This is a genomic window from Wenyingzhuangia sp. IMCC45467 (assembly GCF_054111205.1).
This window is the reverse complement of record NZ_CM134196.1, coordinates 2,516,698-2,539,022: the sequence shown is the minus strand read 5'-3', so window position 1 is coordinate 2,539,022 and position 22,325 is coordinate 2,516,698. Positions and strand designations below refer to the sequence as shown.

At 31.4% G+C, this 22,325-nt stretch carries 20 protein-coding genes; 11 read left to right on the top strand and 9 right to left on the bottom strand.

The features are described 5' to 3' along the window. The first annotated feature begins 1 nt into the window (after position 1). The 3 genes from ACXGQT_RS10875 to ACXGQT_RS10865 are packed head-to-tail and all read left to right on the top strand — an operon-like array spanning position 2 to position 2,235. Positions 2–625 carry a trimeric intracellular cation channel family protein gene (locus ACXGQT_RS10875; RefSeq protein WP_457828624.1) on the top strand — a complete coding sequence of 208 codons (624 nt, stop codon included), beginning with the start codon at positions 2–4 and terminating at the stop codon, positions 623–625. After that, entirely contained in the window at positions 618–1,079 is a 462-nt protein-coding gene (locus ACXGQT_RS10870; protein ID WP_457828623.1) for an RNA methyltransferase, read from the top strand. Before ACXGQT_RS10875 ends, ACXGQT_RS10870 begins: the two co-directional genes overlap by 8 nt. Before the next feature lie 4 nt (positions 1,080–1,083). Next, positions 1,084–2,235 carry a sensor histidine kinase gene (locus tag ACXGQT_RS10865; protein ID WP_457828622.1) on the top strand — a complete coding sequence of 384 codons (1,152 nt, stop codon included), beginning with the start codon at positions 1,084–1,086 and terminating at the stop codon, positions 2,233–2,235. A gap of 1 nt (position 2,236) precedes the next feature. Here the strand turns inward: ACXGQT_RS10865 and ACXGQT_RS10860 are convergent, their stop codons facing one another. After that, on the bottom strand, positions 2,237–2,917 hold the full coding sequence (locus tag ACXGQT_RS10860) for a LytR/AlgR family response regulator transcription factor (RefSeq protein WP_457828621.1): 681 nt from the start codon (positions 2,915–2,917) through the stop codon (positions 2,237–2,239). A 3-nt stretch (positions 2,918–2,920) separates the two neighbouring features. Further along, entirely contained in the window at positions 2,921–3,943 is a 1,023-nt protein-coding gene (locus ACXGQT_RS10855; RefSeq protein WP_457828620.1) for a sensor histidine kinase, read from the bottom strand. A 160-nt stretch (positions 3,944–4,103) separates the two neighbouring features. On the opposite strand from ACXGQT_RS10855, the gene ACXGQT_RS10850 reads away from it, so the two are divergent. Together ACXGQT_RS10850 and ACXGQT_RS10845 are read left to right on the top strand one after the other, a co-directional pair. Next, on the top strand, positions 4,104–6,533 hold the full coding sequence (locus tag ACXGQT_RS10850) for a TonB-dependent receptor (protein ID WP_457828619.1): 2,430 nt from the start codon (positions 4,104–4,106) through the stop codon (positions 6,531–6,533). A 21-nt stretch (positions 6,534–6,554) separates the two neighbouring features. Continuing rightward, positions 6,555–7,793, top strand: a complete 1,239-nt coding sequence (locus ACXGQT_RS10845) for a hypothetical protein (RefSeq protein WP_457828618.1) — start codon at positions 6,555–6,557, stop codon at positions 7,791–7,793. Between the two features lie 59 nt (positions 7,794–7,852). On the opposite strand, the gene ACXGQT_RS10840 is transcribed toward ACXGQT_RS10845, so the two are convergent. The 5 genes from ACXGQT_RS10840 to ACXGQT_RS10820 all read right to left on the bottom strand — a co-directional run bounded on the left by ACXGQT_RS10840 (position 7,853) and on the right by ACXGQT_RS10820 (position 15,837). Further along, complete coding sequence (locus ACXGQT_RS10840; protein ID WP_457828617.1) at positions 7,853–8,953, bottom strand: acyltransferase family protein; 1,101 nt, start codon at positions 8,951–8,953, stop codon at positions 7,853–7,855. 6 nt (positions 8,954–8,959) lie between these two features. After that, the gene (locus tag ACXGQT_RS10835) at positions 8,960–9,160 is read right to left on the bottom strand and encodes a hypothetical protein (protein WP_457828616.1); all 201 of its coding nucleotides are present in this window, start codon (positions 9,158–9,160) and stop codon (positions 8,960–8,962) included. Positions 9,161–9,209: 49 nt separating this feature from the next. After that, positions 9,210–10,964 carry a beta-N-acetylhexosaminidase gene (locus tag ACXGQT_RS10830; protein ID WP_457828615.1) on the bottom strand — a complete coding sequence of 585 codons (1,755 nt, stop codon included), beginning with the start codon at positions 10,962–10,964 and terminating at the stop codon, positions 9,210–9,212. A gap of 195 nt (positions 10,965–11,159) precedes the next feature. After that, positions 11,160–12,734: a RagB/SusD family nutrient uptake outer membrane protein gene (locus ACXGQT_RS10825; RefSeq protein WP_457828614.1), complete on the bottom strand. Its 1,575-nt coding sequence runs from the start codon at positions 12,732–12,734 to the stop codon at positions 11,160–11,162. Positions 12,735–12,738: 4 nt separating this feature from the next. After that, positions 12,739–15,837, bottom strand: coding sequence for a SusC/RagA family TonB-linked outer membrane protein (locus tag ACXGQT_RS10820; RefSeq protein WP_457828613.1), 3,099 nt, complete (start codon positions 15,835–15,837; stop codon positions 12,739–12,741). Positions 15,838–16,062: 225 nt separating this feature from the next. On the opposite strand from ACXGQT_RS10820, the gene ACXGQT_RS10815 reads away from it, so the two are divergent. Beyond that, entirely contained in the window at positions 16,063–17,121 is a 1,059-nt protein-coding gene (locus tag ACXGQT_RS10815; protein WP_457828612.1) for a sensor histidine kinase, read from the top strand. Positions 17,122–17,133: 12 nt separating this feature from the next. Next, complete coding sequence (locus tag ACXGQT_RS10810; protein WP_457828611.1) at positions 17,134–17,838, top strand: LytR/AlgR family response regulator transcription factor; 705 nt, start codon at positions 17,134–17,136, stop codon at positions 17,836–17,838. A gap of 61 nt (positions 17,839–17,899) precedes the next feature. Here ACXGQT_RS10810 and ACXGQT_RS10805 read toward each other — a convergent pair whose 3' ends face one another. Both ACXGQT_RS10805 and greA read right to left on the bottom strand, forming a co-directional pair. Next, positions 17,900–18,286, bottom strand: coding sequence for an HIT family protein (locus ACXGQT_RS10805; RefSeq protein ID WP_457828610.1), 387 nt, complete (start codon positions 18,284–18,286; stop codon positions 17,900–17,902). A gap of 66 nt (positions 18,287–18,352) precedes the next feature. Continuing rightward, entirely contained in the window at positions 18,353–18,826 is a 474-nt protein-coding gene (gene greA, locus ACXGQT_RS10800; protein ID WP_457828609.1) for a transcription elongation factor GreA, read from the bottom strand. 119 nt (positions 18,827–18,945) lie between these two features. Here greA and ACXGQT_RS10795 point away from each other — a divergent pair, with 119 nt between their 5' ends. The 4 genes from ACXGQT_RS10795 (at position 18,946) to ACXGQT_RS10780 (ending at position 22,276) form a co-directional block, all read left to right on the top strand. Next, positions 18,946–19,386, top strand: a complete 441-nt coding sequence (locus ACXGQT_RS10795) for a hypothetical protein (protein WP_457828608.1) — start codon at positions 18,946–18,948, stop codon at positions 19,384–19,386. 47 nt (positions 19,387–19,433) lie between these two features. Then, a complete protein-coding gene (locus ACXGQT_RS10790) occupies positions 19,434–20,582 on the top strand; it encodes a 5-(carboxyamino)imidazole ribonucleotide synthase (RefSeq protein ID WP_457828607.1) in 1,149 nt (382 codons plus the stop codon). Positions 20,583–20,756: 174 nt separating this feature from the next. Continuing rightward, on the top strand, positions 20,757–21,254 hold the full coding sequence (purE, locus tag ACXGQT_RS10785; protein ID WP_457828606.1) for a 5-(carboxyamino)imidazole ribonucleotide mutase: 498 nt from the start codon (positions 20,757–20,759) through the stop codon (positions 21,252–21,254). Between the two features lie 44 nt (positions 21,255–21,298). Beyond that, positions 21,299–22,276, top strand: coding sequence for a polyprenyl synthetase family protein (locus tag ACXGQT_RS10780; RefSeq protein ID WP_457828605.1), 978 nt, complete (start codon positions 21,299–21,301; stop codon positions 22,274–22,276). The last annotated feature ends 49 nt before the right edge of the window (positions 22,277–22,325 follow it).

The following is a 22,325-nucleotide window of genomic DNA, read 5'->3' as shown; positions in this document are numbered from 1 at the left end:
TATGAATACCATTATAGAATACATCAACATCTCTGGTTCTTTTGTTTTTGCTGTTTCGGGAGCTTTAATTGCCATGAAAAAAAGATTAGATCCTTTTGGCGTTTTAATTGTTGCCTTTATTACTGCCGTAGGTGGCGGAACACTTAGAGACATTCTTATTGACAGACAAATTTTTTGGCTATACAACACCTCTATTATTTACGCTGTTTTAAGTGGAGCAACTGTAGCCATGATTTTTAAATCTAATATGAACTTTTTTTCTAAACCTATGTTTTTTTACGATGCTATAGGTTTAGGCTTATTTACCATTACCGGAGTTCAAATAGGACTAGAATCTAACCTAGATTACTCCATATGTATACTACTAGGAACTGTTACAGGGGTTTTTGGTGGAGTTTTAAGAGATGTTGTGGTGAATAGAATTCCTGTTGTGTTCAAAAAAGAAATTTACGCAACCGCTAGCATACTTGGAGGATTGTTATATTTAACATTAATGAGTTTTAACATTCCTAACCCCTATTTACAAATTATCCCAATTCTATTTATTATTTTAATACGTTTGGTGGCTGTATTTTTTAATGTTACCCTACCGTCTATTTATAAAGATAATTTTAAACATGGTTAACAATTTAGAACAAGGCTACTTTGGCATTGGTATTTTTAATGGAAAAACCCCTGAAAACCTAGGCGTTTTATGGAGGTCTGCCCAAAATATGGGAGCTAGTTTTATTTACACCATTGGCAACAGATATTCCAAACAAGCATGTGATACTCATAAAGCTGTAGGAGCCATGCCCTACTATCATTATGATAATTTTGAAGAATTTTATAAACACATCCCTAAAAGCGCTGTGCTCATTGGAGTTGAATTAGATGATAAAGCAATTCCTCTAGAAACTTTTGAACATCCTAAAAGATGTGTATATTTATTGGGAGCAGAAGATCATGGTTTATCAAAAGAAGCTATAGACAAATCTCACTTTTTAGTAAAGTTTAAATCTACCCTTAGTTTAAATGTTGCTGTAGCAGGTAGCATTATTATGTACGATAGAGGAGCTAAAACACCTATAAACCTGTAACTAAATGAAGTCTATACTACGTTTTATTAGAGCTAAACAAATTCTACTTTTTTTAGCAATTGGAATAGTAAGTATTATTTTATGGAATACTTATCAATTTTTTAAAGAATTTCAGAATCAAGAAATAGTTAAAATGGAAATTTTAGCCGATGCTTACTTTCAATTTAACAAAGCAAAACCTGATGATGACATTAGCCTATTGGTTAAAATTATAGAGAACAACAAATCTATTCCTATGATTGTTACTGATGATGCAAACAACATTCTTTTAGATCAAAATATAGCATATAGTTCTAAAGACAAAAAGAGTGTATTATCTAAAAGATTGGAGGAAATGAAAAAATCACACCCTCCTATAGAAATCAATATTTCTGAAACCAAAAGTCAATTTATCTATTATTCAAACTCAGAATTCCTAAACAAACTAAGGTTTTACCCTTTAGCTTTGATCCTTATTTTTGTAGTTTTTCTAACTATTATTTATGCCGTTTTTAACGCCTCTTCTATCTCCGAAAAAAATAAACTTTGGACAGGTATGGCAAAGGAAACTGCTCATCAAATAGGAACACCTTTATCCTCATTACTAGGTTGGGTAGAAATTTTACGCTCAGAAAACATCAACCCAGATTATGTTAACGAAATTGAAAAAGATGTAGAGCACCTAAATATTATTGCCAATCGTTTTTCTAAAATAGGATCCGAACCTATACTTGAACTAGACAATCCCTCAGAAATTATAGAAAATACAATTAAATATTTTCAAATTAGAACTTCAAAAAATATTGTTTTTAACTACAGTAAACCTTTAGAGGACATTAAAATTATGCTAAACAAAGATTTGTTTGGTTGGGTTTTAGAAAATATTATTAAAAACGCTATTGATGCCATGCAAGGCAAAGGAAATATTGATATTCAGTTAAACAATATTCATACTGGCATTCAAATTTTAATTACTGATACAGGTAAAGGAATTCCAAAAAAACTCCACAAAAAAATATTTGAACCTGGATACACTACCAAAGCCAGAGGTTGGGGATTAGGCTTATCTTTAACCAAAAGAATTATTAATAAATATCACAAAGGAAAAGTATTTGTAAAACAATCTCAAAAACACACTGGGAGTACTTTTCAAATAAACATTCCTAAAAACATTTAATTTATTTAATGTGTTTTTCTACAAATTCTTTTTTATAAGCCCTACCTATAGGCAAAACATCACCATTAGATAAGTATACTTGGTGTGTTGAAACTTTGTTTATATATGTAGTATTTATAATATATGATTTATGAATTTGACAAAAAGTTTCTTTTAATTTTTTTAACCAATATTTTAAAGACTCTGTACTTAAATGCACTTTTGAAAAAGTAATTATTTCTGTATAATCTATATCTGCCTTTAAGTACAAAATCTCTTGTTTAGTTATTTTTATCATATCATAACCCGATTTAATAAAAAAATTATCCACCTGTAATGTTTCGTAGGTTAAAACAACTCCTTTTGCTTTTTGTATGGCTTGGCTAAATCTTTCAAACGTAAAAGGTTTTAAAAGGTAATCCACTACATTATATTTATAACTCTCTATAGCATAATCAGAAAAAGCGGTGGTTAAAATTATATGAGGATGATTAGCCGTAGATTTTAAAAACTCTATACCAGAAATTTTAGGTAAATGAATGTCTAAAAAAATTAATGACACTTTGTGTTCTGCCAAGAACTCTCTAGCGACTAATGGGTTAGAAAATGTTCCTATAAGTTCTAACTCCATTGTTTGACCTATAAATTTTTGTAAAATTCGCTGAGCTGGCGGCTGATCTTCTATAATAATACACTTAATCATAACTTAATTATTAAGGTTTAGTTTTAAAACAATGGTATATATATTCTCTTTATCAAAAATGTCTAACGTATGCATTGCTGGATAAAGAATTTGTAATCTTTTTTTTACATTTTTTAACCCAATTCCACTTGCCAAATTTTGATTATTTGCTTCGGGTAAAAAACTATTCTTACACTTAAACACTAACAAACCTTTATTAGACACCTTAACATCAATTTCTACAAAAATATCTTCGGATTGACTAGAAGTACTGTGCTTAAAAGCATTTTCTACAAACACTGTTAAAATTAATGGAGCAATAGTAAAACTATATTTATCTACGTTGGCTTTAAAATTAACAATACCATTATGCTCTACCCTTAATTCGTTTAAGGCCGTATAATTTTTTAAATGATTAATCTCCTTAGACAACGACACAAAATTCTCTTTACAGTCATATAGCATATATCTTAGCACCGAAGACAGTTCAACAATAATAGAAGGAGTTTTAGGAGAGTTCTCAATAGCGTATGCATACAAATTATTGAGATTATTGAACAAAAAATGTGGATTGATTTGAGATTTTAAATATTGTAATTCATTTTCTTGAGCCAACGTTTTTAATTGCTCTATCTCTCTTTGTTTTTTATTAAAATCCCAAGCAATTTTAAACCCAACAAATATTAAAATTACAGGTAATGTTTCTACCAAAGTAAATAAAACTCCTGGAAAATAAGTCCCTCTAGTATCGGGAAAATATATTTGCTCTAACACAAATTCATCTATCATAATAACTAAAAAAATAGCTACCAAAACAGAAATAAAAAAATAAATTATTTTTTTTTGATAATACAATTTCGGTAATAAAACATAATTAATTACCATAGCACAAACCATATAATTCAAAAAAAAAGAAATTTTATAAGAAGCTATTTTCTCTGTTCCATCTTGCACAAAAGAAAAGAACAAAAACAACACAACAACAATAGCTAATTGATACAACATTTCTTTATAATTATTAATAAAGATCTTTTTTAACCAACGCATATGCTCTTTTTTAATTTGAAATACAAAATTACAGGTTTTCAACCTGTTTGTAGAAATTATCCATATGTCGTTCAAAGGACTAATCATGTTGTTTAAGGGTTTGCGGAGCTAAAAGAACAATAAAATTCACACTTTTGCAATTAATAATTAGTCTAAATAAATGAAGTGTAGATTTTATATTATGTTTGCAATGCTTTTTGTAGTTCCAACAAGTACTCTTTATTCACAAACCAAAGAATACACTGAATTACAAGGATTGGTTATTGATGAAAAATTAACACCTATAGAAAGTGTTACCATCTATCTAAAAGATTTAAAACAAGGAACATTAACCAACAACAAAGGAGAGTTTAAATTCAACAATATTTCTACTGGCAAACATATTATTCTTATAACATCTCTAGGTTTTAACAACCTTGAAAAAGAAATCACAATATCTAGAGAAAATAAAAAACCATTGATATTTACTATTACAAGTAGCTTAACCTCTTTAGATAATGTTGAATTAAAGTTAAAATCTATAGCAACTAAAATAGAAGAAACAGGATTTGCTGTACAAGCTGTAGAAACAAAAAAACTAAAAGCTCAAAGTTTAGACTTAAATAAAGTCTTAGATAGAACTCCAGGAATACGTGTAAGAACCACAGGAGGAGTTGGCTCTAATTTTGAATATTCTTTAGATGGAATGTCTGGAAACGCAATCCGTTTTTTTATTGACGGAATTCCCATGGACTATTACGGTGCTTCTTATTCCATTAACAATTTACCCATTTCATTCATTAAACGTATAGATACATACAAAGGAGTAGTTCCTGTGGCTTTAGGTTCAGATGCTTTAGGAGGAGCTATTAACTTAATCTCTAAAGAAGAGCAAAACAATTTTTTAGAAGCTTCTTATTCCTTCGGATCTTTTAACACACACAAAATAGCCTTACACGGTCAATTAAGATCTCCAAAAACTGGGTTCACTGGAAAAATCTCTAGTTTTTACACCTATTCCGACAACAATTACAAAGTTTGGGGAGATGGTGTTTTTTATGGAGATGATACAACTCACAAAGTTGTTTATTTTACAAAAGACAATCCTTCAGAACGTTTTAATGATGATTTTAAAACAGCAACTACTAAATTAGATTTAGGATACACCAACACTTCTTGGGTAGACAAACTATTATTTTCTATTCTTACCTCTGATTTAAAAAAAGGAGTACAAACCGCTCAAACCATGGCTAGAGTATTTGGTAAGGTTCGTAACAACGAACAAACCATAATGCCAAATATTGTTTATCAAAAAAAGGACTTTTTAACCAAAGGTTTAAACATCAATACCTTTGCAGGTTATTCCTACACAAAAGGAACTGTAGTAGACACTTCCAGTGTTGATTATGATTGGAGAGGTAAAATAATTACTCAAAACAACTCTGGAAGCTCTGGTGGAGAAATGGGCTACGATGGTAAATCGCTTTATACATTAAAGGATCATTCTCAAATTTATAGAGCCAATTTAACCTATCAATTACCCTATAATATTAAACTAGGAATTAACTATTTGCATCAAAACTTAAACAGATCTGGTTCAGACCCTTATTCCCCTAGGTATAGAATTCCGTATATAGAACCTCAAAAAATTGCATCTAATTTTGCAGGCTTATCATTAGAAACCAAAAAGTTAGAAAAAAAATGGCATAGCAATGTATTTCTTAAATTTTACGAGTTTATAGCTACCATTAACGAACAAGTATATACAAACGAGTATATAATTATTAAACATCAAAAAAAAATCCCTAATTGGGGAGCAGGTTTTGCTAGTTCATTTAAAATCACTTCTAATTTTTTAGTAAAAGCTTCGGCAGAACAAGCAACCAGAATGCCTAATGCAAGAGAGGCTTTGGGAGATGGAGTAAACATTACCAATAATCCAAACATAAAACCTGAACAAAGTTTTAACATAAACATTGGGGCTATTTTAGGTAAACTACATATAGCTAATAGTCATGGATTAAAGCTAGAGGCTAATGTGTTTTACAGAAACACCAAAGACAAACTTTTATTAAATGTGGTAGATGCAAGAGACAATGGTGCCTACAAAAATCTAGACAAAATTGCAGGAATGGGAACTGAAATAGGAATTATTTACGATTATAACGACTTAATAACATTTAACATTAATGCCACCTATTTAGATTATAAGAATAAAAAAACACATGAAGAAAACGGCAATAAAAACATTTTCTATAATGATAGAATGCCAAACCAACCCTATTTTACAGCTAATGCTGGTTTAGAGTTTCGTTCAGATAATATCATTCAACAAAACTCAAAATTTTTTAGCTATATACAATCTAGTTATGTACATCAATTTTATTTAGACTGGCCTAGTGCAGTTTCTTCAAAAAACAAAGCCGTTATCCCAGCACAATTAGTTTTTGACATGGGAGTTGGCTACACCTTTCCATCAGAAAAATTAACACTAGCAGTTGATGGCTCTAACTTATTTAACCAACAAGTTTTTGATAATTATAAACTTCAAAAACCAGGTAGAGCTGTTTTTATAAAACTAACCTATCAACTAGAAAAATTAAAATTATAAACAACAATTAAATTTATTATTATGAAAACCAATCGATTTTTAAAAATCACTCTAACAAGTTTATGCTTATCATTCGGATTAGGGATAACATCTTCTTGTACTAATAACGATGATGATGTTATCAACAACGAAGACAACCCTACCATAGCTAACTCTAAATACCTAGTAAGTGCAAGTGTAGGTGACAACGGTTATTTTACTACAACAGACAATATTACTTCAGGTAATATTTCTATTTTAGGTAGTGGATATGAAGGTTATGCTAATTTAGCTGCTAGTGCAGATGGATTTTTCTATAATTTTGGAGATGGTACTTTAGATAAATATGAATTTACAAACAACGGACTGGTAAAAGTAGAATCTATTTCTACCGAATCTTTAAACCCAGGTAGTTTTTATCGATATATTCAAAAAACAAACACTGGTGATTTATTTTTATCTAACTTCCCTAATGATGAAGGTAAAGCCCCATTTGCTATTATTAATCTAGAAGATTTTTCGGTAGAAAACTACGGGTTTATGGATTTCCCTCAGGTAGATGAAAAAAGTGCATTATGGATACAACCTGTAGTAAACAATAATAAAGTTTATTTTGGAACTGTTTACGGTGTTAGAGATGGTAAAGCATGGACAAACTTAGCCGACAACTTAATTACAGTAAAATTTGATTATCCATCTTTAACCAACCCACAAGTCATTACTTCTAATGCTTCTTCTGGTTCTACAGGTGGATACAGAACAAACGCTGCTTTTGTAACCGAAAATGGAGATATTTATCAACACAACTTAAACAGTGTACATTGGCATAGTAATGCTACCTTAGCAGAAAACCCAACTGTTTTTGTAAGAATTAAAAATGGCCAATACGATGATTATGAATTAAATGTATCTGATAGTTTTTCTGAACCAATTAACATTTGGAATGCTTGGTATGCAGGTAATAATATTATTTATGCCAATGTAATTAAAGAAAGTGATATTACTGCTTGGGGAGATTTATCAACCAATATTGGTACTTTGGTAGAAATTAACTTAACTGCTAAATCGGTCACTGAATTAAACATCCCTAAAGCACCTTATGTTAACCTATTTAAAGCCGAATGTATTGAAGATGGAAAATTTTACATTCCTGTAAGTTTAAACGGTGGAAATGCTAATATTTATGAAATTAATATTGGTGGTGGTGCCAACGGATTTACCAAAGGAGCAGTGCTAGACGGAAGCAATGTATATATAAATGGATTGTATAGAAACTTTTAAACAAACATAACATTCTGTTTTATTAAAATCCGTTGTTTGTAGTAATGCAAACAACGGATTTATATTTTAACAACAATCTTTTTTTTATAAAGTATATAAGCAAAAATCCACACCAATAAAGTGTAGCTTATAGCCATAAACAAACTCCCCAAATAGTCCCCAAACAAAGGTTGATATCCATTTTTATACAACAGTGAATACAAACTGTTTTTATTAAAAATAGGCAAGATTAAAACACTCATAAAAGCCTGAGAAAGCATATAACTAAACAAAGGATTTAACCCAAAAACCCTAAAGAACACAAATTTATCTACAATTAAATTTTGTTGCACCATTTTTGAAATTAGCAGCCAAACAACCCCTAAAATTCCAGTTGAAAAAAACACATAAGAACCTGTCCACAACGATTTATTTATTGGATATATTTTAGACCAAAGCAACCCTAATAAAATTAAAAACACAGAAATAAGCAATAAAGACATAGTTGTTGTTTGTCCTCTTTTTTTTGATTTTATAAACTTAACCCCCATTAAATAGCCCATTAATATTTGTGCTGCAGAAGACAACACCCCTAATAAACCTTCGGGATCAAAAGGAATTCCGTAGCCTTGATACAAGTGGTTTTTTCCTACAAGCCACACATCAATGGTTTGACTAATATTCTTCTCTAAAGCATAAGGTTCATCTCCACCAAAAACATATAAAACAGACCAATGTAAGAGTAACAAGCCAACACAAACCCCTAATATTATTTTGATGTTTTTTACATACACTAAAATCAATCCTGCCAAAAGAAAACTACATGCAATACGTTGCAAAACACCAAAAAACCGATAGGCTGACAAGTGAAAATGCACAAAAGGAAAACCATTTAAAAGAAGCCCTACTAGAAAAATTAGTAGGGATCTTTTTATAATTTTAATTGAAAACTTACGCTTTGGAATGTCAGAATTTAGATTAGAAAATGAAATGGCCATGGAAAGTCCAATCACAAAAACAAACCCAGGAAACACCAAATCTGTTAAAGTACAACCAAACCATTTTGCATGAGCAAGAGGAGCATATATATGTTGCCAAGATCCAGGAGAATTCACTACTATCATTACAAAAACAATCAATCCTCTAAACACATCTACAGATACATATCTCTCTTTTTTCATTATTTTTTATTTGAACAATAACTTCTCTAAACTAGATACAATCATCAACTCAGTATCTACACAAGGCTCCTTTAATGTTATTAACAATTGTTTTAACTCCTTTTTTGACAAGGTTTTCTTATCTCCATTTAAAAAAGAAACACCATAAACAGCTACTTTTGAAACATGTTGATATTGCTCTTTTAAGCTCATAAGGCTTGGATTCATCTTTAATTCCTTAAATGCTTCAAACCCCAATTGCCAAGACTTAAACAGATTAATAATTTTTATTTTCTTCTGATGGTAATTTTAAATAATCATCCACCAAAGTATTAAAATAAACTGCTTCGCTAGCATCGGCCACACAAGCATCTGCAAACAACATAAAAGGAGAAAAAGTTTTGTATTCTATTCCATCTTTATTTCTTGCATATATTTTTAATGGCTCACTTAAATCTGCCAACAACCTCACTGATTTTATAGATTGATTTTTTACAATATTTCTTAAAATAACCTCTCTATTTTTAATATGTGTCAATCCTAAATCTTCTAAACCAATACTAACCTCAGAAAGTCTTTTTAACATAAAATCAACATCGTTCACCTCTTTTGGAGACCACAACCTTTCAGCAATAGCTGCTGTTCTTGGCCATATTCTAGAATCTATGGTTATTGGTGTTGCAAGCTCTGCCCACATGGTTGCCTCACCTCCTAAAATTCTAGCTCTTTCCTCAGGAGTTAAAACTGCATTTCCAATAGGTTCTGTCTGATAATGTTTTACTACAGACTCCATTCTATCTATATAAAAACCGGTTGATAATACTGTTTGATATCCTGCTTTTGCCGCTTTTATTAAAGTTCCACCTTTTGGCAAACCTTCGTTTACTCCTCTCCAAGAATGGATCAATGCAGACTTAGGAATTTCTGGGGTTAAAATTTCATCCCAACCCATTAATTTTTTACCGTATTTTTCTAATATTTTTTCTAATCTAATATTAAAATAGGTTTGTAAATCATGATTGGTTTTTAATCCGTGTAACTTTTTAAATTCTTGTATTTTTTGATTTTCATCCCAATGTTTTCCTTCGTTTTCGTCACCTCCAATATGAAAATAAGGATCTTTAAACAAAGGAGCTACTTCGCTAATTAAAGTATCTAAAAAAACATAGGTTTCCTCGTTGGTTGGGTCTAAAGTAGGATCAAAAACCCCCGAAAACCTTTCAATGCTATACCTTTTTTTCTTACTTCCAATTTTTGGATATGCAGCTAAAATAGAAGAAGCATGACCAGGTACATCAATTTCTGGCAGTACACGAATTCCTAAATTGGCAGCATACTGCACCACATCTTTTATTTGCTCTTGGGTATAAAACAATCCATCAGACCCTAATTCATTTAATTTAGGCAATTTTTTCACCTCAATTCTAAACCCCTGATCATCTGTTAAATGCCAGTGAAAAACATTCATTTTCACCGCTGCCATGGCTCTTAAATTTCTTTTTAACACCTCTATTGGTTGAAAATGACGAGCCGTATCAATCAACAAACCCCTCCATTTAAATCTTGGAGTATCTTTAATTTCAACTGTAGGAAAATAAAAACATTCATCGTTAAAACTTAACAACTGTATCAAAGTCTCCAAAGCATATGAAACTCCAACATCTGTGATAGCATTGATAACTATTTGATGTTCTTTTACCTCTAAAGAATAAGATTCATCATTAGATAATTCTAGATTAGAAATTTTATTAAAGTTAATCAGTAATTGTGCTTCATTATTATTAACATCTGCAAATCCTTGCTCCACAAAAACACCTGATTTATTGGTGATTCTCCTTATAAAATTGGTAGTAGTATTGCAAATAATTCCTCTTTTACTATTTACCGAAACTATAAAGTTTTTATCTAAAACAAACTTACTCCCTGTTAACTCAATTTGCTCTGGCCAAGGCATTAAATTTAAGTCTGATAATTGCTGGCTGTATCCTGTTAATGTGATAAAACAGCACACTATGATTATGATTTTTTTCATATGATATTTTTAAAACAACATCACTTTTAGAGCTAAAAATGATATCAAGTCCTTTTATTTTTTTTAATACTCCGTTAAAATACAGCACAAAAAACCTACTGCTGATTATTTTAGACTAACAGCATTAAAATGAATATGTAAAACAAACGGTAAACTAATACCGCTTGTTTTACCATAAAAAACTAAAAAATGATTCTAGAAATTAGCTCCTGAAATATCCCACCAAAGGCGAGTTCCTCCATTGTCTGGTCCGTTTAAATAACCAACAGCTGTAGTTACATTTGCTCCATTGGTATTTAATTCATCTTGTACAAAATTGATTCTTCTTACCTGAACATTGGTATCAATTTTTCCGCCACTATTATTTACTACTACTGGGAAAATTCTAGGATAACCCGTTCTCCTAAACTCCGACCAAGCCTCTTGACCATCAGGAAACATAGCTATCCACTTTTGAGTAATTATTTGTTCTAGTTGCTCTTCATTTGTTCCTGCAGTATTATATGCAATTTTTACATCACTTGCATAAGCTATATTATTTGTTGCACTTAACGCATCAATAAAATCTGCTGGAGTGCTTGTGTTGTCTGCTAAATAAGTAGACACACCTGAAACGCCATGTTGCGAGAATGATGCTGTTACTCCTGCTTCATAATGTGCTTGAGCCGTTCCTGCTCCTGCCCATCCTCTTAAAGCTGCTTCAGCTTGTAAAAACTCTGCCTCAGCAGCTGTCATCCATTGCATGGTTTCTCCTTCTACTACAGAACCCAAAGCTGAATGTGCTCCATAAGTTGTTTTAGCTTGGATATCAATTCCCATACGGATTCCTTTATAAGCTCCTCCTAAAGCAGGATCTTCTGCTGGTTTAAAATATTTCTCTAACCTACCATCATTATAACCCAATAAAATTGATTCCATTTCGGCACTCATACGGATATCTCCCCATGCATCACTAATTTCTAAAAGTGGATTTCCAAAACCTGTATTGATAAACATATCTTGCTCTAAGAAACCAGCATTACTTGCCAAAGACAACTCTCCTTGTGTTTTAGCCAAACTAGGGTTAATCTTTACTACTCTTAAAGCCAAACGCAAACGTAAAGTGTTAGCAAATTTTCTCCATTTTGCAATATCTCCTTCTAAAGAAGACATATCAAAAGGAATAAATTGTACATCTGCCTCATAATTTTCTAAAACTGTAATCGCTTCTCCTAATTCTGTAAAAAAAGTACTGTATGCTGTTTCTTGAGAATCGTACTCTCCTGTGGTTGCAAAATCGTCATATTTAGAATAACGGATAGGTCCATAAATATCGGAAACTCTATGCATTCCCATTACTCTTACAATGTTTGCCAAGTGTACAAATTTTTCACCATCTGATTTACCACTCAATGCTACTGCATTTTTTACATTTAATGCAGAGGGCATTACGTTGTTATAAGCATCAGACCAAGGAAAACCATTCCATCCATCAACCAAGGCATATGTCATGTTATTTACATTCCCGGCAAATGGTGTGGGAGGTGTCATGTATCCAGAAAACACATCTCCCATTAAATTTTGTTGTAACTGAAAGTTCCAAGCGGGTGTTACATTAATCACATTTAAAAACATAGGCGTAAAAGAACCTCCAATATGATTGTTCATTTGTGTTAAGCTTTCATATGAAATTCCGTTTGAATTTGTATTGATATCTTCAAAACCATCTGTACAATTTGTAAGACTTATTGCCAATACAGAAGCAAGTGTATATTTTATTATTTTTTTCATCTTCTTAAAAATTTATGTTAACATTAAACCCCACACTTCTTGTAGAAGGCTGACCATAAAGGTCTACTCCTTGTAAACCTTGACCTGTACTAGAGGCAATGTTTGGATCAAATGGAGCTTTTTTGTAGATAAAGAATAGATTGTTTGCTATTAGTGAGAATCTTACTGTATTTACAAAACTGTCTTTAAAAGAAAGATTATATCCTAAAGAAATTTCTCTTAAACTAACATTTGTTGCATCGTACACGTATTCTCCTAACATTCCTGCTCTACCCGCTGTTTTGGTGTAATAATCTTTAGCTGTCATTTGTTTTGCTACTCCATTTGCATCTACAACATCAATCATTCCTCCATTGTTGTTTCTTGCATTTGCAGTGGCTTGAGACACTCCATAAAAATCATTCACCGCTTCGGTAACACTTACCACATCACCTCCTACTTTAGCATCTACTAAAAAGCTAAACGTTAAGTTTTTATAGTTAAAATTATTTTTCCATCCTAAAGTAAAATCTGGCTGTGCATGCGCAATGGTTTCAAAACCTGTAGATTCAATTGCTAAATTTCCAGAACCATCATCGGTAACAATTGGCAAACCATTTTCATTTCTTACCACAGAACGACCTTTGATACTTCCATAATCTTCTCCTTCTACTAAAGAATAAGAGTACCCATTTACTCCTGGTGCAGTTAATACAGCTTCTCCTCCTAATAAAGATGGATGTACTGAAACTACTTCATTTTTATTTTTTGCATAGTTAATAGATGTATCCCAACTAAAATTGTCTGTTTTAACTGGTGTAGCATTTACCATTAACTCAACACCTTTATTGGTTAACTCCCCTGCGTTTACAATGTTTTGTGTGTAACCGTGTACGTTAGGTTCTGCAGCTATATAGAATATTTGATCTGTTGTGGTAGATGCATAATAAGTAAAATCTATTCCAAATCTGTTGCCTAAAAACTTCCATTCTGTACCAATCTCATAAGAAGCCTGTTTTTCTGGGCGTAATGTTTCTCCTTCTTTAACTCCTATTTGAGGGGTTTGATAATTGTTTTGTCCTACAGGAATAGTGCTTAAAGGTATGGTTGCATATACTGGAATATCTTTACCTACCTCTGCATAAGAACCTCTAACTTTAGCAAAAGAGATTGCTCTTGGTAAATCAAAAATATCTGATAAAACTGCCGTTAAACCTACAGAAGGATAAAAGAAAGATTTAGTGTTGGTATTTACTAATGTTGATGACCAATCAGTTCTACCTGTAACATCTAAAAAATACTTGTTATCAAAACCTACATTTATAGATCCAAATACAGATTGAACTTCTCTCCTACCAACTGATTGTTGTAAATTTTTAGTTTCTGCAAAATTTGATACTGAAAAGTAATTTGGATATGTTAATCCTTTTCCTTCTCCAGAATCTAAACTAATTTGATCTCCTATTTGATATTTTGTTAAGCTAGTTCCTAACAAACCTGTAAAAGAAATATCATCAGTAATATCTGTATTATAATTAGCGATTAAATCTACATACTGTTGCGTATTTTCTGTTTTTTCTAAAATATACCTACCCGTTGCTGGCACCAAAGCAGGGTCTGAACCGGCATACATTCTTTTATCAAACGTAAAGAAACTTTTATCAAAACTTCCTCTTGACTGTAACGAGAATTTATCTGTAATTTGATATTTTACTTGTGTACTTGCAAACACTCTTTGCGCTATATCTTGTGTTGGATTTCGGTGAATCATCCAATAAGGGTTTTGCTGAATATTCTCATCAAAAGAGGTTGCATATTGATCCATCATATTTGTTGATGAATTAAAGTATTCATATTTATTTTTATAAATATCTCTATCAATTCCTACAGGATGTAAGTATAAACCAGATAATGGATTAGAATACAAACCACTAGTTGGCCTGTTATTAATTCTTTGATCTGATAAATTAACACTTGCTGTTACCGAAATCTTATCTTTTAAAAAAGACATGGTCTCTCTTAAAGTTATATTATTTCTAATCATTTTGTTTTCAGGAATCACCCCATTAGACAAAGTATTGGCATAAGAGAAATAGGTTTGTGCTTTTTTATTTCCTGATGTTAAAGACAAAGATTGAATAGCTGTAAATCCTGTGTTAAAAAAACTTTTAGCATCGTTAGACAATCCTGTTGTTTTAGCTCCCCAAGATTTTGGATCTGACACATTTCCATTTTCAGCGATAGGCTGTCCTACAGATAGCGAAGCATATTCTGACTGCAATTCTGGTAAAGACATGACATTGTCTGCTGTAAAGTTTGAATTAAAGTTTACAGACATTTTACCTTCTTTACCACTTTTAGTTGTAATTAAAATTACTCCATTAGCTCCTTGACTTCCGTATAAGGCTGCTGCCGAAGCTCCTTTTAAAACTGTTACACTTTCAATATCATCAGGGTTTATCATAGACATTACATCTCCACCATCTCTATTTCCTGTTTTTCCTCCAAAAATACTAGTCCCTGGCTCTTCACCATTAGAACCATTTCCGTTATTCGACATTGGAATTCCATCTAATACGTATAATGGATCATTGTTAGTAGTAGACGAATTACCTCTTAATACAACTTTTGCAGCTCCTCCTGCTCCAGACGAACTTCTTGTTACCACAATACCTGCTGCCTTACCAGACAAACTGTTAATTGGGTTGGTTTGTTTAACAGTTGTTAAATCATCGCCTCCTACTTCTTGCGCTGCATAGGTTAACGCCTTTTTTTCTCTTTTAATTCCTAAGGCTGTAATCACAACTTCATTTAAAGAAGTACTTGATTCTTTAAGGCTAATTTTTAAAGTTTCTGATTCTGAAGTTACAATTACTTCTTTTTCTGTCATTCCTATATAAGTAACAACCAACACATCATTTACCGATGCGTTAAGACTAAAATTCCCATCAAAATCTGTCATGGTTCCTTGACTAGAATTTTTAATTACGACACTTGCTCCTGGCAATGGACTTCCATCAGATGCTACGGTTACCACACCTGTAATTGTTTTTTCTTGCCCCAGAACACTCTGAAATAGGAAAAGAAAAAAGCAATAAAATACCACGTTTTTTAATTTGCTCATAGTTTTGTTGTTTAATAGTTATAGCGTAAAATTACAGGAGCACCCTAAAATTTTTAAAATAAAATATACCAACTACATCATTTTACTGACTAACGACATAATCAAAACAAAATATTCAACAAAAAACACAAAACACCTAATTATTTCAATCAAAAATGTATTTTTATTAAACAAAACACTATAAAAACTGCGTTTACACCATAAAAAACCAAAACACATAAACAATTGTTAATCCGAGATTTTAATAAAAAAATTGAATTTAAACATCATACCATTCCGTGGAGATATCATGTCGTTTTTTGGGCTTGTTATTTTCTATTTAACTTTATTAGGTGGGGAAGTTATTTTCAAGACTACAACTATTCTTTAAAATCTAACTTGGTAGAGTTTTCTCTACATATTATTATTGTTTACTTTAATATCTATTATCTACTTCCTAAATATATTATTCAAAAAAAATATTTTCAATACACCATGCTATTCACTTTAGCTATGGCCTTTTTATACCTTGTTAGAACTGGATTGAATTATTTTTTAGTAACCGAAAATATTTGGCCTGAAGCTGGTGATAATCACGAAGCTTTTACCATTAACCACATTGTAGCCGTGGTATTGGGTGAAGTTTACGTAGTAGCACTCGTAACGGCTATTAAAATTTCTTTTGATTGGAGTACAGAAAAATCAAGATTAGACAAGCTGCAAAAAGAACATTTAAAGACAGAGTTAGATTTGTTAAAATCTCAAATTCAGCCACATTTTTTCTTCAACACACTTAACAATTTATACGCACTTACACTTATAAAATCTGATGATGCATCTGAAGTAATTGTAAAACTATCAGAAATTATGAGATATGTTTTATACGAAGTAAATAGTGATTTCGTATTTATTAAAGATGAATTTAAATATTTAAAAAATTATATTGCTTTAGAAAAACTAAGACATCAAAACTTAAAAGTTACTATTGACTGTATTGATGAAGTAGAGAATATTAAAGTTCCGCCTTTACTCTTTTTTACTTACACAGAAAATAGTTTTAAACACGGAGGCAGCTCTAACAAAGACTTTTATATAAAAATTGTTTTTAAACGAGTTAATGAACATACGCTTAGTTTTAGTATTGAAAACAATTATATTAAAGAAGATCAAAAAAAATTAGAATCTAATGGAATTGGAATTGTAAATTCACAAAGACGTTTAGATTTATTATATAAAAACAATTATGTACTACAAATAAATCAGCTAGACAATATTTACAGTGTATACTTAGAAATACCTATATAAATCCATTCCTCTATGAAAATTAATTGTATTATTATTGATGATGAACCTCTAGCCATTAAGGTTATAGAAAGTCATTTAAAAGATTTTCCCAACATCACTATTTTAAACACTTTTAATAATCCTATTGAAGCATTACCTACTTTAGACGATGAACATGTTGATGTTATTTTTTTAGACATCAATATGGCTAGAATGAATGGTTTAGAGTTTTTAAAAAACGCAAAAATTACCCCTTTTGTTATTATTACCACAGCTTATACAGAATATGCTATTGAAGGGTATGATTTAAACGTGTTAGACTATTTGGTAAAACCCATTCCTTTTCATCGATTTTTAAAATCTATTAATAAATTAACCAATCAAATTTCATTAAAACAAGGTTTACAAGCTGACAACCAAAGTGAAGCTTCTCTCTTTTTAAAGGTTGATAAAAAATTGGTAAAAGTAATGCAAGATGACATTTACTATATAGAGGGCTTAAAAGATTATGTAAAAGTATTTACATCAAAAACATGCCATGTAGTTCACAAATCACTTTCTAGTATTTTAGAAGAATTACCCGACAACAAATTCCTTAGAATTCATAGGTCTTACATTATTGCCATTAACAAGGTTCAATCTATAGAAGGAAACTCTGTTGAAATAAACAGTAAAAGAATTCCTATAGGGAGAATTTACACCTCAACAGCCAAACAAATTATTTTAGGACAGGCTTAATAAAACAAAACCTTCTTGAAAATAAATCAAGAAGGTTTTAAATATTTTAGTGTAGAAACTATTACAAAAAACTTGCAATTTTTTCTGCTACAGCTTTGAACTCAGCTTCGGTTAATTTTTCTTTTTTCCCAAAAGTAGCATCTGCCATTTGGTTTAACGGAATTAAATGTACGTGTACATGTGGTACCTCTAAACCAATTACAGACATCCCCACTCTTTTACAAGGTATTGCCTTTTCTATAGCAGTTGCAATGGTTTTAGAATACTGAAACAATTTTGTGTACAATTCATCATCCAAGTCAAAAACTTTATCTACTTCTTTTTTGGGCACTACTAAAGTATGTCCAACAGCATTTGGGTTGATATCTAAAAACACAAAAAAATCTTCGTTTTCTGCTATTTTGTATGATGGAATTTCTCCTTTAATGATTTTGGTAAAAATGCTCATTTTTAATGGTTTATTGTAAATAATTAATAACTAAACACTCATTACTTTGTACTCAGTACTAAAAAACTACCTAGAAATCTCTACAATTTCAAATTTCATTACCCCATTAGGAGCTTTAATTTCTGCTATTTCTCCTTGTTTATGTCCTAACAATCCTTTTCCTATTGGAGAGTTTACAGATAATTTTCCGTTTCTAATATCCGTTTCAGAATCTGCCACCAACTGATAATTAAACTCCATTCCATTAGCAATATTTTTTAATTTCACTTTAGAATGTATTAATATTTTAGAAGTATCTATTTGCGACTCATCTAAAATACGAGCATTGGCTACAACATTTTTCAATTTAGCTATTTTTAATTCTAATAAAGATTGCTCCTCCTTAGCGGCATGATATTCAGCATTTTCACTCAAATCTCCCTTATCTCTAGCTTCCGCAATTTCATTAGATACTCTAGGACGTTCTGTTTGCTCTAAAAACTCTAACTCCTCTTTTAATTTCTTAAATCCTTCTTCTGAATAGTATGATACTTCACTCATCGTCTTTATATTTTAACAAAAAAATCTCATTACCATTTGGAAATGAGACATACACAAATATATGGAAATAATTGGAAGCTAAAAAATAGCTGTATCTTTACTGCATAATTATTTTAAAGATGATGCCCTTAATTAAAAAAGCAGTTTTATTTAGTTTTTTCTTTACCCTAACCGCATGTGTTAAAAGTAACTTTAACCAACAAAACACTCTTGTTCCTAATGTTAATGTAAACACATATGTAAATCCAAATTATATTAGCCTTGTTGGTCAATTTACTATAGCAAACGGACATGGCTACCAAGGAATTATTGTTTTCAATATTGATGGCAACAACTTTAGAGCTTTTGACTTAGGCTGTCCTTATACAAATCCTAGTGAATGTAATATTCCCATGCAAGTAGATCAAGCCACGGGAGAAATGTCCTGTGCAGGTTGTACCAATGATGATATTACCTTTACTCAATATCAAACAGGAGTCATTATAGATGAAAAAGAATATTATTTAAGAGAATATAATGCATATCTTGAAGGTGGTGTGGTGAGAATCACCAATTTTTAAACAGAAATTACTTCATTATTCGTACTTTTGCGAGCAAATATTATTTCATGGAAAATTATTTTTCTTCTGACTTTAAATTAGGAGTTCTTGGTGGAGGCCAATTAGGACGAATGCTTTTAGCTGAAACCCAAAAATTTGATGTTCATACCTGTATTTTAGACAGTTCTAAAGAGGCTCCTTGTGCACCTTATTGCAACGAGTTTTTTATTGGTAACCTACTAGATTATAACGATGTATATCGTTTTGGTAAAAAAGTAGATGTACTTACCATAGAAATTGAGCACGTTAACATTAAAGCTTTGTACAAACTTGAAGAAGAAGGTGTTAAAGTGTACCCGCAACCACGCGTAATTGAAACCATTCAGCACAAAGGAAAGCAAAAGGATTTTTACAAAGCAAAAAACATCCCTACTTCTCCACATCAACGTTTTAATTCTTTAGCAGAATTAAAAGCAGCCAATTTAACAGAATTCCCTTTTGTATGGAAATCTGCCCAATTTGGATATGATGGAATGGGTGTAAAAATTGTTCGTTCTGTTGATGACATCAACAATTTACCTGATACGGAATGTATTACAGAAGATTTAATTCCTTTTAAAAACGAATTGGCTGTAATAGTTGCTAGAAATGCTAGCGGAAAAGTAAAAACATATCCGGTGGTAGAAATGGAATTTCATCCAGAAGCCAATCAAGTAGAATATGTAATTTGTCCTGCTCGTATTAGCGATGATGTAGCTGCCAAAGCTCGTAGAGTTGCCATGGATGTTGCCAATGCTTTTGAACACGTTGGTTTATTAGCAGTAGAAATGTTTCAAACAGAGAATGACGATATTATTATTAACGAAGTTGCTCCAAGAACACACAATAGTGGACATTATAGCATTGAAGCCTCTCACACCAGTCAGTTTGAACAACATTTACGTACCATTTTAAATTTACCTTTAGGAAATACCGAAAGCAAATTAGCAGGAATTATGGTAAACCTTGTAGGTGCCGAAGGTTACGAAGGAAATGTAGTTTATGAAAACATTACCGATATTTTAAAAATAGACGGTGTTACACCTCATATTTATGGAAAAAAAATAACCAAACCTTTCCGTAAAATGGGACATGTAACCATTGTAAATAAAGACATCAACATTGCTCGTAAAACAGCAGAATTGGTAAAAAACACAGTAAAAGTAATATCAAAATAAGTCAAAAGACAATTCGTAAAAGGTCAAAGGATTTTATCATATAAATCACCTTTTATAATTATAAACAAACAATTCAGTTAAAAGACATAAAGAAAAAAAGGACAAAGACTTTTAGCCTGCAAGCAAATACCTTTTACCTTCTACTCTTTATCCTTTTACTAAAAAATAAAGATAATGAAAGTAGCCATCGTAATGGGATCTGATTCAGATTTACCAGTAATGCAACAAGCCATTGATATTTTAAAAGAATTTGAAATAGAAACTGAAGTAGATATTGTTTCTGCACATAGAACTCCAGAAAAGTTATTCGATTTTTCTACCAACGCACATAAAAGAGGTGTTTCTGTAATTATTGCAGGAGCTGGTGGTGCTGCTCATTTACCAGGAATGGTAGCCAGTATGAGTCCATTACCTGTAATTGGAGTACCAGTAAAATCCAGCAATTCTATTGATGGTTGGGATTCTGTATTGTCTATTTTACAAATGCCTGGTGGGGTTCCTGTAGCAACTGTGGCCTTAAACGGAGCTAAAAATGCAGGAATTTTGGCAGCACAAATTATTGGAGCATCTAACAGCACTGTTTTAGACAGTATTGTTGCTTATAAAGAAGGATTAAAGTCTAAAGTAATAGAAGCTGCAGAAAGAGTAAAAACATCTCAACAAGAAGAATAAAACTTTTTTATAAGTTTACATTTTAACACTGCATCCAAAACAGAATGAAAATAACAGAACGCATTCAACAACCTATTTACCAAGAAATGGCTGCCTTTGAAAATAAATTCAAAGAAGCCATGGCTACAAAAGTACCGTTGTTAAATCGTATTACCCACTACATTGTTCGTAGAAAAGGGAAACAAATGCGACCAATGTTTGTGTTTTTGGTAGCTAAAATGGTTTCTAACGGACTTTTTGATGAACGAACTTATAGAGGAGCTGCTGTTATTGAATTAATTCATACCGCAACTTTGGTACACGATGATGTGGTAGATGACAGTAATAAACGTAGAGGATTCTTTTCTATAAACGCTCTTTGGAAAAATAAAATTGCTGTTTTAGTAGGTGATTTTTTACTTTCTAAAGGATTGTTATTAAGCATAGACAATGATGATTTTGACATTCTAAAACTCATTTCTATCGCGGTGCGAGAAATGAGCGAGGGAGAACTTTTACAAATAGAAAAAGCCAGACGTTTAGATATTACTGAAGATGTTTATTTTGAAATCATCAGACAAAAAACAGCTACTTTAATTGCTGCTTGTTGTGGAATTGGAGCTGCATCTGTAGGAGCAAGTAAAGAAGAGGTTGATAAAATGCGTTTGTTTGGAGAGTACATTGGTATTGCTTTTCAAATAAAAGATGATTTGTTTGATTATTCTGAAGAACAAATTGGAAAACCTACAGGAATTGACATTAAAGAACAAAAAATGACCTTGCCTTTAATTTATACCCTAAACAACTGTAGCGATAAAGAACGTAAATGGGTTATTAACTCTGTTAAAAATCATAATACCGATAAAAAGAGAGTTAAAGAAGTTATTCAGTTTGTAAAAGACAATGGTGGCCTAGAGTATACCACCAACAAAATGAACGATTATAAAAACAAAGCCTTAGCTATTTTAAACACTTATCCTGAGTCTGAATACAAAGCATCTTTACTAACCATGATAGATTACGTGGTGGAACGTAAAAAATAAGCTATTTTTTTATCTCTCTTTTTCAAAATCGTTTTTTGACAAATAGTTC

Coding starts and splice junctions, on each gene's coding strand:
- ACXGQT_RS10875 (WP_457828624.1), top strand. CDS start 2: ATGAATACCATTATAGAATACATCAACATCTCTGGTTCTTTTGTTTTT.
- ACXGQT_RS10870 (WP_457828623.1), top strand. CDS start 618: ATGGTTAACAATTTAGAACAAGGCTACTTTGGCATTGGTATTTTTAAT.
- ACXGQT_RS10865 (WP_457828622.1), top strand. CDS start 1,084: ATGAAGTCTATACTACGTTTTATTAGAGCTAAACAAATTCTACTTTTT.
- ACXGQT_RS10860 (WP_457828621.1), bottom strand. CDS start 2,917: ATGATTAAGTGTATTATTATAGAAGATCAGCCGCCAGCTCAGCGAATT.
- ACXGQT_RS10855 (WP_457828620.1), bottom strand. CDS start 3,943: ATGCGTTGGTTAAAAAAGATCTTTATTAATAATTATAAAGAAATGTTG.
- ACXGQT_RS10850 (WP_457828619.1), top strand. CDS start 4,104: ATGAAGTGTAGATTTTATATTATGTTTGCAATGCTTTTTGTAGTTCCA.
- ACXGQT_RS10845 (WP_457828618.1), top strand. CDS start 6,555: ATGAAAACCAATCGATTTTTAAAAATCACTCTAACAAGTTTATGCTTA.
- ACXGQT_RS10840 (WP_457828617.1), bottom strand. CDS start 8,953: ATGAAAAAAGAGAGATATGTATCTGTAGATGTGTTTAGAGGATTGATT.
- ACXGQT_RS10835 (WP_457828616.1), bottom strand. CDS start 9,160: ATGAATCCAAGCCTTATGAGCTTAAAAGAGCAATATCAACATGTTTCA.
- ACXGQT_RS10830 (WP_457828615.1), bottom strand. CDS start 10,964: ATGAAAAAAATCATAATCATAGTGTGCTGTTTTATCACATTAACAGGA.
- ACXGQT_RS10825 (WP_457828614.1), bottom strand. CDS start 12,734: ATGAAAAAAATAATAAAATATACACTTGCTTCTGTATTGGCAATAAGT.
- ACXGQT_RS10820 (WP_457828613.1), bottom strand. CDS start 15,837: ATGAGCAAATTAAAAAACGTGGTATTTTATTGCTTTTTTCTTTTCCTA.
- ACXGQT_RS10810 (WP_457828611.1), top strand. CDS start 17,134: ATGAAAATTAATTGTATTATTATTGATGATGAACCTCTAGCCATTAAG.
- ACXGQT_RS10805 (WP_457828610.1), bottom strand. CDS start 18,286: ATGAGCATTTTTACCAAAATCATTAAAGGAGAAATTCCATCATACAAA.
- greA (WP_457828609.1), bottom strand. CDS start 18,826: ATGAGTGAAGTATCATACTATTCAGAAGAAGGATTTAAGAAATTAAAA.
- ACXGQT_RS10795 (WP_457828608.1), top strand. CDS start 18,946: ATGATGCCCTTAATTAAAAAAGCAGTTTTATTTAGTTTTTTCTTTACC.
- ACXGQT_RS10790 (WP_457828607.1), top strand. CDS start 19,434: ATGGAAAATTATTTTTCTTCTGACTTTAAATTAGGAGTTCTTGGTGGA.
- purE (WP_457828606.1), top strand. CDS start 20,757: ATGAAAGTAGCCATCGTAATGGGATCTGATTCAGATTTACCAGTAATG.
- ACXGQT_RS10780 (WP_457828605.1), top strand. CDS start 21,299: ATGAAAATAACAGAACGCATTCAACAACCTATTTACCAAGAAATGGCT.